Origin of the sequence: Desulfosporosinus cupriresistens (genome assembly GCF_001707885.1) — a bacterium.
Lineage (GTDB): Bacteria > Bacillota > Desulfitobacteriia > Desulfitobacteriales > Desulfitobacteriaceae > Desulfosporosinus.
In genome coordinates this window covers 1-14,355 of record NZ_MASS01000079.1, presented here as the reverse complement: position 1 = coordinate 14,355, position 14,355 = coordinate 1, and the positions used below count along the sequence as shown (strand labels likewise).

At 44.2% G+C, this 14,355-nt stretch carries 12 protein-coding genes; all 12 read left to right on the top strand.

What is annotated here, in order from left to right; genetic code table 11:
* A partial coding sequence (gene ligA, locus DSBG_RS19905; RefSeq protein WP_068966508.1) for an NAD-dependent DNA ligase LigA occupies nucleotides 1-1,768 on the top strand: 1,768 nt, incomplete at its 5' end.
* A gap of 570 nt (nucleotides 1,769-2,338) precedes the next feature.
* Nucleotides 2,339-2,914 (top strand): Uma2 family endonuclease, encoded by a 576-nt coding sequence (locus DSBG_RS19900; protein WP_068966514.1) that lies wholly within the window; start codon nucleotides 2,339-2,341, stop codon nucleotides 2,912-2,914.
* Nucleotides 2,915-3,529: 615 nt separating this feature from the next.
* Complete coding sequence (gene gatC / locus DSBG_RS19890; protein ID WP_068966504.1) at nucleotides 3,530-3,820, top strand: Asp-tRNA(Asn)/Glu-tRNA(Gln) amidotransferase subunit GatC; 291 nt, start codon at nucleotides 3,530-3,532, stop codon at nucleotides 3,818-3,820.
* Nucleotides 3,821-3,837: 17 nt separating this feature from the next.
* On the top strand, nucleotides 3,838-5,328 hold the full coding sequence (gatA, locus tag DSBG_RS19885; RefSeq protein WP_176716337.1) for an Asp-tRNA(Asn)/Glu-tRNA(Gln) amidotransferase subunit GatA: 1,491 nt from the start codon (nucleotides 3,838-3,840) through the stop codon (nucleotides 5,326-5,328).
* Nucleotides 5,315-6,766: an Asp-tRNA(Asn)/Glu-tRNA(Gln) amidotransferase subunit GatB gene (gene gatB / locus DSBG_RS19880; protein WP_068966502.1), complete on the top strand. Its 1,452-nt coding sequence runs from the start codon at nucleotides 5,315-5,317 to the stop codon at nucleotides 6,764-6,766. The genes gatA and gatB overlap by 14 nt, the downstream gene beginning before the upstream one ends.
* Before the next feature lie 274 nt (nucleotides 6,767-7,040).
* Nucleotides 7,041-8,171 carry a homocitrate synthase gene (gene nifV, locus DSBG_RS19875; RefSeq protein ID WP_068966500.1) on the top strand — a complete coding sequence of 377 codons (1,131 nt, stop codon included), beginning with the start codon at nucleotides 7,041-7,043 and terminating at the stop codon, nucleotides 8,169-8,171.
* 811 nt (nucleotides 8,172-8,982) lie between these two features.
* Entirely contained in the window at nucleotides 8,983-10,308 is a 1,326-nt protein-coding gene (locus tag DSBG_RS19870; protein ID WP_068966510.1) for an acetyl-CoA hydrolase/transferase family protein, read from the top strand.
* Nucleotides 10,309-10,489: 181 nt separating this feature from the next.
* Nucleotides 10,490-11,197 (top strand): CPBP family intramembrane glutamic endopeptidase, encoded by a 708-nt coding sequence (locus DSBG_RS19865; RefSeq protein ID WP_068966498.1) that lies wholly within the window; start codon nucleotides 10,490-10,492, stop codon nucleotides 11,195-11,197.
* A 21-nt stretch (nucleotides 11,198-11,218) separates the two neighbouring features.
* Complete coding sequence (rlmD, locus tag DSBG_RS19860) at nucleotides 11,219-12,526, top strand: 23S rRNA (uracil(1939)-C(5))-methyltransferase RlmD (protein ID WP_083236992.1); 1,308 nt, start codon at nucleotides 11,219-11,221, stop codon at nucleotides 12,524-12,526.
* 134 nt (nucleotides 12,527-12,660) lie between these two features.
* Nucleotides 12,661-13,344, top strand: a complete 684-nt coding sequence (locus DSBG_RS23450) for a transposase (RefSeq protein WP_068966494.1) — start codon at nucleotides 12,661-12,663, stop codon at nucleotides 13,342-13,344.
* A gap of 180 nt (nucleotides 13,345-13,524) precedes the next feature.
* Nucleotides 13,525-13,734, top strand: coding sequence for a helix-turn-helix transcriptional regulator (locus DSBG_RS19850; RefSeq protein WP_068966492.1), 210 nt, complete (start codon nucleotides 13,525-13,527; stop codon nucleotides 13,732-13,734).
* A complete protein-coding gene (locus DSBG_RS19845; protein ID WP_068966490.1) occupies nucleotides 13,727-14,206 on the top strand; it encodes a DUF6773 family protein in 480 nt (159 codons plus the stop codon). Before DSBG_RS19850 ends, DSBG_RS19845 begins: the two co-directional genes overlap by 8 nt.
* The last annotated feature ends 149 nt before the right edge of the window (nucleotides 14,207-14,355 follow it).

The window sequence follows — 14,355 nt, the reverse complement described above, 5'->3', positions numbered from 1 at the left end:
GGAACCTCTTCTCAGTTTAGACAATGCCTTTGCGGCGGGTGATTTACGAGAGTTTGACCGACGCGTACGTCAAGTGGCCCCGTTAGTCGACTATGTTGTCGAGCTCAAAATAGATGGCTTAACGGTCGCCTTAACCTATGAAGAGGGGCTTATGGTTCGGGGGGCAACCCGTGGAGATGGTACCGTTGGCGAGGATATCACGGCCAATGTTAAAACGGTAGGCTCCATTCCTTTGCTTCTGAAGGATACAGTTCCGAAGTTAAGTGTCCGAGGAGAAGGCTATATGCCTAAAGCGTCGTTTGCTCGTTTGAATCAGGAACGAGAAGATGAAGGGCAGACCCCTTTTGCCAATCCTCGCAATGCAGCAGCCGGATCTTTGCGCCAGCTTAACTCTCGAATCACGGCCCAGCGCAAGTTAGAATACTTTGCTTACCAAGTGTTGTCGGCCAAAGAATTAGGTCTACATAAACAAACGGAAGTTCTTACATATTTACAGCAGCAGGGGTTTGTCGTAAACCCCGAGTATAAGGTTTTTAGCGATGTCGAAGAGATTATTGATTATTGTGCAGGAATGGCTTCAGAGCGTCACCGTTTCCCCTATGATATTGACGGTCTAGTGATTAAAGTGAATGAATTTGCGCTGCAGGAGGAACTGGGCTTTACCGCCAAAAGTCCTCGTTGGGCAATTGCTTATAAATTTCCGGCGGAGCAGGTGGAAACAGTCGTCGAGGACATCATCATCCGAGTGGGCCGTACGGGGGTCCTGACGCCTACGGCTGTCCTTAAAGCAGTTTCTGTGGCAGGGTCCACTGTGAGCCGCGCAACCCTACATAATTTGGATAACATTCGAGAAAAGGATATCCGCATCGGGGATCACGTCCTCTTACAAAAAGCCGGGGACGTAATCCCGGAGGTTGTCCGGGTATTACCTGAACAACGTACCGGTGAGGAGAGGCTGTTTGAAATGCCGGAGGTTTGTCCGGAATGCCAGAGCCTGGTCAGACAAGATGAAGGGGAAGTCGCCTATCGTTGTCAGAGCATCACTTGTCCTGCCCAGCAGCGGGAGGGAATCATTCATTTTGTCTCTCGGGATGCCATGGCGATTGATGGATTAGGACCTGCCGTTGTTCAACAACTTCTAGATACGGGCTTGATCAAAGATGCCGCGGATCTCTATGCTTTAACGTTCGATCAGTTAACCCCAGTGGAACGAATGGGCAAAAAATCGGCGGAGAATTTGCTGGCAGCAATTGAAAACAGCAAAGAGCGGGGTCTGGCGCCCTTGATTTTCGCCTTGGGAATCCGCCACACAGGCGAAAAATCAGGGAAGATTTTAGCTCAGACGTTTGGTTCAATGGATAAACTTCAGGAAGCGACGCTAGAGGAGCTGCAAACGATTCCGGACGTTGGACCGACGATGGCCGAAAGTCTGGTACAGTTTTTTGGTCTGGAAAGTACAAGCCATTTTCTTGCTAAGTTGCGTGCCGCAGGCGTATCGATGGTAGCTGAAGAATCCTCTAAACCTCAGATTTTTGCTGGAAAAAGCATTGTGGTCACCGGTTCTTTAGAGCGCTGGGAGCGGCGGGAGATTGAGAAGCTCATCGAGGAGCATGGTGGAAAAGCAGCAAGCGCTGTCAGCAAAAAAACGGCTTTTGTCATTGCAGGAGAAAAGGCTGGCTCAAAGCTTACGAAGGCGCAGGGACTGGGAGTAGCTGTTTTGACGGAAGAGGAATTTGAACAACTGATTGCGGCTTCTCCAACCCAATGATTTGTATTTAACGGTGGAGATATCAGATATTTAGAAGGAAGTAGACAGTTCTTGTATGGAACTTCAGATATACGTTTTATTATCAGGGGCCGTGAGGTCCCTTTTTTTGTCGTATCTGACATGTTAATAAAATAGGATTACGGTGACCGCAAAAGAATTGTGGTATCTTGCAGGATGATTTCCAGTGCAGAAGGAGACATTATTCACTTTTGACTGATTTATTTTTTAAGGAAATACCTGTACCTTCTACGGCAACAATTAACAATATTACTATTGTAATAACAGGAGAATTTCCGGATGAAATAATGGAAAAATATACAAAATAGCTTGCAATTCAATTCCAAATTACGAGTGATCCTAATATAAGGAAAAGATAGCTCAGCAATTTGTAATGTATTTATCTGTTGATGCCTTCTATATTGTATTGTAGTATCAGAGATGCTGCGGAAGTGCGCGGAAGAAACCATTCCTACTTGCACCTATCGCTATTTGTAGACACTTTTTAGGCAAGGAGGTTCACTTGAGCTTATTACTATGGTAATATATAGAAAAAGAGAAAGGACGATCAATATGTCCTTACCGCAAGAAAATAAAAAACATACTTACGCTGATTACCTAACCTGGCCAGAAAATGAACGTTGGGAAATAATTAATGGTGTACCTTATCTGCAGTCTGCTCCTAAATGGCAACACCAAAGCATATCTAGTGAACTTCACCGGCAAATATCGAACTACTTAATTGATAAACCATGTAGAGTGTTTGCAGCACCTTTCGACTTATGTCTGGCAGAGCATAATGAAAAGGACGATGACATTTCAAATATCTTACAGCCAGATATTGTTGTAGTATGTGATGAAACTAAACTTAGGAAAACAGGATATTTTGGAGTACCCATTTTAATCATTGAAATATCCTCACCATCGACTGCCAAGCAGGATAGGGTAATAAAGTTTAACCGTTATGAAATGGCCAGCGTCAAAGAATATTGGATTGTCGAACCAGACGGAAAATATATAAACGTGTTCACATTACAGGAAAATAAACGATACGGCCGTCCAGAAGCGTACACTGAGGAAGATACAGTCCAATTATCTGTTTTTCCTGATTTTATGATCGATTTAAAACTAGTGTTTGATGGCATATGAGTCGTGAAACGGCTTTGACCTTTTTTTGTATAGAAGTTAACTAAGCTACCGAATGATTTAAAGCATAAATGCAACTAATACTGCCGCCCTTCGCCAAGTTTGCGAAGGGCGGCAGCCAAGTTTTTCTATATATCCAGAGAGGGAGTAGGGATTGGTTCTTAGTCCCTATCATACTTTTTGTCAGCAGGTTTTGTTTGCAGTTTAATTAGATCATTTAATTTCTGTAATATCTCTTGATCGATAACAGTTTTGCGTTTGAAAAATCGTATAGCAATTACCAATAAATAAACAGCGGGCCCCAAAAATATCAAAGAAAAAAGTATAGGGAGAAATATAAATATGAATGTGTAATCAAATTGTATTGGATTGCCACCCATTAATACTCACCTCCATGTTTTAAGTATAACAGTTCTCTCTGAAAAGTGTCGGTAATTCGAATTGTTTTACGAGATTACCAACTAGTTGCTTCTTAATTTCAGACTCGATAATAAAGGTACCGCTAGGCAGGATAGAGTCGAAATGTGAGTTGCTTTTTTCGTTTTTATTGCCCCTTTCTTCCATATTTGCTATGATAGAGGTTAAAGCAACAAACTATCCAAAGGGAAGGTGAATAAGGTGGCAATTTCACGTGAAGACGTTGAATACGTGGCGGCATTGGCGCGCCTAGAGTTAACCGAACAGGAAACTCAAGAATATACAGAGCAACTTAACTCCATTTTAGGGTATGCTGCTATGTTGGAGAGATTAGACACGAACGATGTGCTGCCAACAGCACATGCTGTTCCTCTACACAATGTACTGCGCGAGGACCAAGTGAAATCCTCGATCAATCATGAAAAAGCTCTTCGAAATGCTCCAGATGGGGAAGAGGGTTTCTTTAGAGTACCGAAAATTAGTCTTACTTAGAAGGGAGACTGTGGAAGTTGGAATCATTGAGTATTGGAAAGTCAGTCAGTGAACTACATGAGTTGCTCGTTAACAAAAACATTAGCTCCACTGAATTGACGAAAGCATACATAGATCGTATCCAGGCAGTGGACCCTGATCTCCAAGCGTATTTAACGGTCTTGGAAGATCAGGCTTTAACTCAAGCTGCTGAGGTTGACCAAAGAATTGCCCAAGGAGAAGTCTTAGGGGCTTTAGAAGGAATTCCAATGGCCTTGAAGGATAACATGTGCACGGAAGGCGTTCGCACAAGCTGCGCTTCAAAGATGTTGGAAAATTTCATCCCACCCTATAATGCAACGGTGACCGACCGTTTGCGGACTGCAGGAACGATTCTGCTCGGTAAAGTTAACATGGATGAGTTTGCCATGGGTTCTTCGACGGAGAATTCTTATTTCACAAAAACCAGGAACCCCTGGAACTTAGAGTATGTTCCAGGCGGGTCTTCCGGGGGCGCTGCAGTAGCCGTAGCAGCAGATGAAGCTGCCTTTGCCCTGGGGTCAGACACGGGGGGCTCCATCCGCCAACCGGCTGCCTTCTGCGGGGTGGTTGGAATGAAGCCAACTTATGGAGCGGTCTCTCGCTATGGCTTGATAGCTTATGCGTCCTCACTCGATCAGATTGGTCCGCTGACCAAAACTGTGCGAGACAATGCCTTGGTGATGAATGCCATCGCCGGCTACGATCCGCTGGACTCAACATCCGTTCCCCAAGACAAACCTGACTATACAAAATTCCTGGTCAATGATATTAAAGGCATGAAGATTGGGATTCCCCGGGAGTATTTCGGTGAAGGTATTGATCCGGACGTTGCCCGAGGGATTCAAGCCAGTATTCAAACTCTGATCGATTTAGGTGCGGAAGTCGCTGAATGCTCTCTGCCCCATACAGAGTATGCTATTCCTGCCTATTACCTGATTGCAACAGCTGAAGCCAGTTCAAATCTTGCTCGTTATGATGGTGTGCGTTATGGGTTTCGGGCCGAGGCGGACGATGTCTTAGGTATGTTCAGACAGACCCGGGCGGAAGGGTTTGGGCCAGAAGTAAAACGTAGAATCATGCTCGGGACCTATGCCTTAAGTTCAGGGTATTATGATGCCTATTATCTCAAAGCGCAAAAGGTCAGAACCCTTATTAAACAGGATTTTGATCAGGCATTTGAGAAGTTTGATGTTTTACTCTCCCCGGCGGCTCCGACTCCAGCGTTTAAGTTTGGCGAAAAAGTGGCCGACCCCTTAGCCATGTATTTATCGGACATAACGACTGTTCCGATTAACTTGGCGGGAATTCCGGCAATTTCTATTCCAGCGGGATTTGTCAATGGTTTACCGATCGGCCTGCAACTTATGGGTAAAGCGTTAGATGAAGGCACGTTATATCGAGCAGCCTATACTTTTGAACAAAACACCCAATATCACACGTTAAAACCGAATCTTGCGCGGGAGGTGCTGACTTGTGGTAGTCGCTGATAAATACGAAATGGTCTGTGGGCTGGAGGTTCATGTTGAGCTCCAAACCAAGACGAAGATTTTCTGTGGTTGTACAACCGAGTTTGGGGGAGAACAAAACACGCATGTTTGCCCGGTGTGTCTGGGGATGCCCGGAGCGCTGCCAGTTCTTAACCGTGAAGTTGTAAATTATGCAATTAAAGCTGGTTTGGCTTTAGATTGTGATATCGCGGAGTTTTCTAAGTTTGACCGCAAGAACTACTTTTATCCGGATTTATCTAAAAATTATCAGACGTCCCAATTTGATTTGCCCATTTGTATCAAGGGTGGACTGGAGATAGAGGTCGAGGGGGATAAAAAGTGGATCGGGATCACCCGGGCCCACATGGAAGAAGATGCTGGTAAGCTCGTTCACAGTGGAGAAACCATCACCACATCTAACGAGTCCTCTGTTGACTATAATCGAGCTGGGGTACCGCTATTGGAAATAGTGTCTGAACCTGATATGCGCTCGATTCCGGAGGTTCTGGCCTACCTTGAAAAATTGGTGCAGATTCTGGAATATACGGAAGTATCAGACTGCCGTTTAGAGCAAGGCTCAGTACGATTCGATGTCAATGTTTCGCTGCGGCCGCTTGGAGCGACAACCTTGGGAACTCGTACAGAAACAAAAAACTTAAATTCCTTCAGTTCTGTTCGGCGCTGTATGGAGTATGAAGTGGCTCGTCAAGCCCGAGTGCTAGAGGCGGGTGAAAATGTAGTTCAAGAGACACGCACCTGGGATGAGGGCCAGGGGATCACCTTATCCCTTCGTTCTAAAGAAGAGGCGCATGACTATCGGTATTTCCCTGAACCTGATCTGGTTCCTCTGGTTATAGACCGGGAATGGGTGGAGAAAATTCGTAAAACCCTGCCCGAGCTGCCAGCGGCACGTCGTGCCCGGCTGCAAACATTGGGGCTATCTGCCTATGATGCAGGCGTCATTACCCAAGCGAAAGACATGGCAGATTTCTTTGATGCCGCTTTGTCCTGCGGTGGGGATGCCAAGACCTTGGCGAACTGGGTTATGGGCGACTTTACTCGTTTGTTGAACACGAATCAGTGCAGTGTGGCAGATTCTCCGATTTCAGCTCAACAATTGGCGGAACTCCTGGCACTCATGGATAAAGGAACCCTTAGCGGTAAGATTGCTAAAAGTGTTCTCGAAGAAATGTATAGTACAAGTAAAGATCCCAGCACAATTGTCAAGGAAAAAGGGCTCGCCCAAATTAGTGACGAAGGTGCGCTGCTGGGAATTATTGACGGCGTGATTGCCGCCAATCCCCAATCTGTAGAGGATTACCGAGCAGGAAAAGATCGGGCGATCGGTTTCCTCGTCGGGCAAATCATGAAGGCCACTAAGGGGCAGGCTAATCCGGGTCTGGTCAATCAACTGCTGAAGGAAAAATTATCGTCATAGCCCCGAAAACAGGAAATGCGTCTTGATTAGGCTTAATAAGCCATTTCAAGGCGTATTTTTTGTGACCTATTTTTCTGCGCACCTATTTTGTAACAGCCCTTATTTTATTTCAATTTCATCTTGTCACAGGAGAATAACTAATCTTTTGTTAACTAAGTATACTGTATAAGGAAATAGGCTAGCTTCAAACTTTAAAGGTATTATGCTAGTATAAGAAGGATATAATCTAAGCGGTGCAATAAATTTCTGATTTAAAGATGAGGGGTGAGTCTGTTTGAGACATTTAACGATTGTGGATACCACCTTGCGTGATGGGGAACAAACGGCTGGTGTAGTTTTTTCGAATCAAGAAAAAATGCGCATCGCCCGGTTGCTTGATGAGTTAGGTGTTCAGCAAATCGAAGCTGGGGTTGCGGTCATGGGCGGCGATGAAAAGCGGGCCATTAGTGATATTGTAAAACTGGGTTTAAAAGCAAGTATTATGGGTTGGAATCGAGCGGTAATTTCCGATATTGAGGCCTCATTGGCCTGTGGTGTGGATGCAGTGGCAATCTCTATTTCCACCTCGGATATTCATATTGAACATAAGCTCTTGACTACCCGTGAGGATGTTCTGGAACGGATGATCAAAGCAACAACATTTGCTAAACGTGAAGGGATGTATATTTCCGTCAATGCAGAAGATGCTTCCCGATCTGATATGGAATTTTTAGTGCAATTTGCCAACGAGGCTAAAAAAGCGGGTGCTAATCGTCTGCGCTATTGTGATACCGTAGGAATCCTCGATCCATTCAAAACATATGATAATATTAGAACGCTGATTGAAAAATCGGGTATAGACGTCGAAATGCATACCCATGATGATTTTGGAATGGCAACCGCCAATGCACTAGCTGGAGTTAAAGCCGGAGCGTCGCATGTTGGCGTGACGGTGAATGGTTTGGGGGAACGGGCCGGTAATGCTGCCTTAGAAGAAGTGGTTATGGCCTTAAAACATCTCCTTGATACAGATTTATCTTTTGCGACAGAACGTTTTGTAGAAGTATCCGAATATGTCGCCCGGGCTTCGGGTCGGATGTTGCCTCCTTGGAAGTCGATTGTAGGCAGTAATATGTTTGCTCATGAATCAGGAATTCACGCCGATGGAGCTTTAAAGAACCCTCGAACATATGAAGCATTCAGTCCTGAAGATGTAGGGCTTGAACGGCAGATCGTCATCGGAAAGCACTCGGGAACGGCCTCTATTAAGGCAAAATTCCGAAATGAATATGGAAAAGAAATTAATGACGAAGATGCGGCAGAAATGCTGTCAAGGGTTAGAGCATTAGCCGTCGACATGAAGCGTTCACTCTTTGACAAAGAACTGGTTTACATTTATGAAGATATGCTAAAGCAACACAAATAGAAGAAACACTCAGATCTAAAAAAAGCGGCGAAAGCCGCTTTTTTTCACTAGGCAGAAGTATAACTTTTCGTTCCATACTTTCTGGAAGGTCCCTTCTCGCCATCCTTGGCGGTGCTCTAATCTCGAACGTCCTGTTCAAGACTTGGCTACAGGGACACTCGGCTGTCCAATGGCCAGCACATAAGTGCAAGTGCCTTTGCTAATAAGGCTAACAAGAAGGTTAATACGTGCGAAGACAGTGTCTTCGGGTGCTACCATGTATTCATTAATTTAATGAGAGTGTGTATAACTAAGCAGGCTTTTGGGTTATAACCAACGCCTGCTTTTACGACGTTAGTGTCAACTTATTTGTACATGTATCTGAAAGTTGACATGATTCTGAAAACTAGATACTCTAAAGCGCTTTGAGAGTTTTACTCCTAAATGGTGTACACAACAGTATACAAATTTAGAGTACGAGCAGTTTAGAAATTCATCAGGATAATCGCCCGAAGGCTTGGCATTAGCGTCAATTAAAGATTCTGAATCTCCCGAATAGTGATTGGCATGATAATTGCAAGATAATTCAGTACATTCGGAATCTCATAAATTCGCAGTATCTCTAATCCCAACCTTCGAAGGAGGTTTAAGCGTGTAGGCAACAATGGTGGCTCACTTATAACAAAATAAAAATAGTAATGGCCTTAATGCTTCGGGGATTAGTGACGAGGTTGCTGCCTTTGTCGTCATGCCTGAACCGATAGGAGTAGAGAAGAACATAGTTTGGATTTTAGAAGAGAAAAAAGTTAGGAAAGAAAAAGGGGATGTAGTAATGATTAGAGATGAGTATCTTAAGAAGTGTGTCACTGCCGACGTAGCTGTAAAAGTGATCCGGAGTGGAGATTGGGTAGAGTATGCTTGGGCTGCAAGCAGCCCACTTTTGTTAGGAGAGGCTATAGCCCGGCGTAAAGACGAACTTCATAATGTAAACTTGCGGGGAGGGGTTATGTTGACCCCCTTGCCTTTTGTAGAATGTGATCCCGAGCGAGAACATTTTACTTGGAATAGCTGGCATATGGGCGGAGGCGAACGAAAATTGGCCCAAAAGGGTCTCGCCTATTACATTCCTATCAAATATTCTGAGGTACCTCGATACATACGTGAAAATTTGCAGACGGATGTTGTAGCCATTCAAGTGGCTCCAATGGACGAACATGGCTATTTCAGCTTTGGGGTCTCAGTATCTCACTATGCAGCAGCAATTGAAAAAGCGCGAGCTGTTATCGTTGAGGTCAATGAAGATATGCCTAGGGCCCATGGTGGGTATGACAATACCGTTCATATTTCCAAGGTGGATTATGTAGTCGAAGGAGGCCACAGAGGGCTCCCAGTATTGCCCTCGGCCCCCGCATCTGAAATCGATAAACAAATTGCGGAGTACGTATTGCCTGAGATTCATGACGGGGCATGTATTCAATTGGGAATCGGCGGAATGCCGAATGCCTTAGGAAAAATGATTGCTCAATCGGATCTTAAGGACTTAGGGATTCATACAGAGATGTTGGTCGATGGTTTTGTGGATATGGCGGAAGCAGGGAAAGTTACCGGACTTAACAAGAAATTAGACCGAGGCCGGATGGTTTATGCATTTGCTGCCGGAACCCAGAAACTCTATGATTTTATTCGTGATAACCCTTCATTAGCAGCGTACCCTGTTGATTATACGAATCATCCGTTTATTGCTTCGCAAAACGACCAATTAATTTCGATTAACAGTGCCTTAGAAATTGACCTTTCTGGACAAGTTTGTTCTGAAACAGCTGGCCCTAATATTATTAGTGGCGCCGGCGGCCAACTCGACTTTGTGGAAGGAGCCTACAATTCTAAAGGAGGTAAAAGCTTTATCTGCCTACCCTCCACCTTTACAGATAAACAAGGCAAAGTTCACTCCCGCATCAAAGCGGTTATGACATTAGGCTCAGTGATTACAGATACGCGGACGACCGTTCAGTTTGTCGTTACAGAGTATGGAAAGGTCAACCTTAAAGGACTGTCGTCATGGCAACGTGCTGAAGCTTTGATTTCAATTGCTCATCCTGACTTCCAGCAAGAACTAATCGATGAAGCAAAGAAAATGAAAATATGGGTTAAGAAATAATAGAGTTTATTAGAATAAGCGTCATTCCTTTTGGAATGGGCAGAGTATGAAGGGTGTCTCGATATCATCGAGTCCCTTCTTTTTTTTGATTTATGGACAATCTATGTTTAACCCGTTAGAATTGGTAAAGGAAGGGAAGGTTTGGTGCATTTTGAAAAGTTAAAGATAGAGGATGAATGAGATGGGTAAAAAAAATCAGCTGCGGATTCCGCCACGACAACCGATCTGGAATATCTGGCAAGGGCTGTTTCTAATTGCCCTTGTGACACTAATTGAATTTCCACTCGGATGGCTGGAAACTCCGAAAGATTTAGATTCGTTGCATGGAATTCTTAACTTTGTTGGGGTTGGCTTAGGAGATGTGTTAATTTATTTCGTTGTAATCGGGATATTTCTCCGCCTTATACGCCGACCTTTTTCAGACCTGGGGTTTGTTAAGCCGCTGAAACGATATGTCATATTAGGATTCGTAGTCGGGGCAGTATTATTTGTGGTTATCGGTTTTTTAGGAAGCATCTTGACGCAATTGCTAGGAGTTCCAGCTCCTCAGAGTTTTGCTGTAGCAGTAAAAGGGGTAAACTATCAGTGGGAATTTTTCCTCCTTACTGCTCTAGGTGGAATAGTAGCTCCAATCAAAGAAGAGATGCTTTTTCGTGGCTTAATCTACCCACCGCTTCGTCAAACCCTGGGCAAAGCTAAAGGAATGCTGCTGACAGGAATGTTCTTCGCAACGCTGCATTTTGATATAGTGCGGTTTTTACCATTGTTTATTGGCGGGGTTGTACTCACTTGGGTTTACCAACGCTCCTCAAGTATTTGGCCATCCATTATTGCCCATGGGACCTGGAATACTTTAATGGCGATAGCGCTATGGATTCAGCACTCATAATTGTTTAAGAAGGAGATGTTTATGAATAATATGGTTGATCAAGATACCTTGGGCGAGAAGTCGAACTTAGAATGTCTCCGTCTCATCTCGGACGGTTCAGGTGTAGGGTATTTGAACGGGATTGCTACGTTTGTACCAGGGCTTCTTCCTGGAGAAACAGGAGAAGTTGCGGTGTATCATGCTAAGAAAAAATGGCAGCGGGCCCGACTACAGAAGATTATCACGTGTTCTCCAGAGCGTATCGATGCTCCTTGTACAGTCTATAAAGGGTGTGGCGGTTGCCAGCTTCAGCACATGACCTACGAAGAGACTCTACAGTGGAAGCAACGCTGGGTCGAGGATGCCCTCTCTAGAATCGGAAAACTAAGCGTGGAGGTTAAACCCACCATCGGCATGTCAGCCCCTTGGCGCTATCGCAATAAGGCACGTCTCCACCGTGAACCAGACGGAAAATTGGGGTATTACAAGGAAAGATCAAAGGACTTAGTTCACTTTCAAGACTGTCTCCTTTTAAGTGAACGCATGAATCGCTGGATACGACTGACCGAAGAGTTTTTGCGGGAGGGATTTGCTGAAATACACACCTTAACCTTTCGTGAAAACACAAAAGGTGAAGGACTCCTTCTCTTAGAGGGGCCTCCAAGCAAGGTGATTTCTGAGGAAGCAAATTCTGATTTTTTTGAGGCCCTTTCCAAGGAAGGGCTTCGATCTGTTTGGGGAATTAGCGCGGAAGGTAGATTAGAGCTAATATGGGGAGACGAAGTGTTTAGCCAAACGATTCTCGATCTGACATTCGAGGTGTCGCCGCTATCGTTTTTGCAAGTCAATCCGCCTCAAACGGATGTTCTTTACGCACACGTCTTGGCCGTAGCTGATCTGACTGGAGAAGAAACCGTATGGGATCTTTATTCAGGGATCGGAACCTTGGCCTTGGCGTTAGCTCGAAAGGCCAAGAAGGTTACGGGCATCGAGGAAAATTCATATGCGGTTGAGGATGCTATCCAAAATGCTGTAATTAATAACGCAATTGGTCATGTCGAATTTCTGATGGGAAAAGTTGAGAGCCGGATGATGAAAATAGAGGAACAACCAGATTTGGTTGTTTTAGATCCACCACGTATGGGATTGCATCCAGCCGTAGTGCAACGACTACTTGAGTTGAAACCAGAGCGCATGATCTATGTGTCCTGTGATCCGGGAACCTTAGCAAGGGATCTTGGGATGTTAACTCAGGGGGGATATAGGGTCGAAAGCGTACAGCCTGTGGATATGTTTCCGTGGACAGGGCATGTTGAGAGTGTTGTCTTGATGTCAAGGGTTGAGAAATAAGACGGCTGTAAACGCTGATAAATAACGGGACACTGAAAAAGTCAAAGAAGCCATTGCCTAAAAAGCAGTGGCTTCTTTTCAGGAAAAATAGGATAATTGAAGAGTAAATAACGATTTAAAAGAGGGCTTAGGGAATGTTGAGGATAGACAATCAGTTGAAATTATCAGAATATGGTAATCTATACGATGTAGTGGTTCCAAAGGACAATCTGCTCAGGAAAATCAAAGAAAACATAGATTTCGGTTTTGTAAATCCAATGTTAAAAAAGCAATACTGTGAAGCTTTTGGCAGACCGGCAAAAGAGCCGGAGATGATGTTCAAGATCATGTTCTTAAAGCGCATGTACGATATGTCCGATGAGGTATTGGTAGACAATTTGGGTTATAACATGGCATTCAAATACTTTATCGGTCTTGATCCCGAAGATAATACGATAGGTCCAAGTCTGCTCACAAAATTCCGCAAGACACGTATTACCGAAGACATCTTAGAAGAAATGCTGGCCGAAACTATGCGCCAAGCCATCGAAAAGGGGTTGGTAAAGAGCCGTGCTATCATTGTTGATTCAACGCATTCATATAGCAAGGGCAATTTCTTCCTCAATTGTCGCCGTTTCTGCAGGTTTCTCGGGAAAATATTCCGCCAACTCAATCTGCGTTTTGTAAATCTCTTTGCGCAGCGTTTTGGTCATCCGCCGAAGTATCTGGGTCGGGGTTTCGCCCAACCGCTAAATATGGGAGAGGCCGGTAAAATCCAACAGGCCGATCAAACCAAGGCCATGGTGGAGGCCATTTATAAAATGATTGTGGAGAAGTAAGTAATTTTATGCATTCGCTGGATACGGTGAATTGAAAATTATTTTATAGACCTTTTAACACCTTCATTGAAGGATTGAAGTAAGTGATTGAAGGATTATTTGTCATCTATAAATTAATTAATGTAACATATAATTGACATCTATTAATTTATATGTTATTTTTATCTTGGAGGCGATGACATGGGCAGAAACATTAAAATCAAGGTTGCCCGCGCGGGGATGGATATGACACAAAAGGTTCTGGCAGAGAAAGTCGGAATATCAAGGCAAACGATAAACGCCATCGAACAAGGCGAATATAATCCGACGATTAAGCTGTGCCGCGCCATCTGCAAGGCGCTGGGGAAAAGCCTAGATGAACTGTTTGGGGAGGAGAATGAAAATGTCTAAAAATCTTCTGGATGAAATGCAGGAACAAAGATTATTGAAAATTGAGCATAATGGCGTGTGGTTTTGCTTTTGGGCGCTGTTAGTGGCAATCATTGTTCAAGAATTATTGGGTGTGCCGTTTGTTCAATTTGCGGGTGAGATGATCATTTTCATGATCCTTGCTGTGTATTTGCTGGTTAGCTGCCTGAAAGCGGGGATATGGGATCGTCATTTGAGACCCACGCTCAAAACGAACCTGATCATTAGCACGATTTCCGCGATCGTGTTCAGCTTGCCAGTGACAGTCATAAAATATTTTAGATATGAGGCCTGTCGCGAAAACCTATTTCTAACCCTGGGGATATTTGTAATTATGAGTGTTCAACTCTTTATTCTATGCTTTATCGCCTTATGGCTGACCAACCTCATTTATAAGAAAAGAAAAAATCGTCTGGAGGATGACTGTGAAAATGATGAGCCCAAGGATGCTTAACAGCATCAAATTCTTATTATGCGTATTAAGTCAATATGTTCCCTCGAACGTCGGTTTACGGAAAAACAGCCAAAAAGCTGTTGATATGTTCCCGCGAACGCAAGATTCTAAAATCCGGCAAAGACATCAATGCTGTCCTCTCAAGGCAC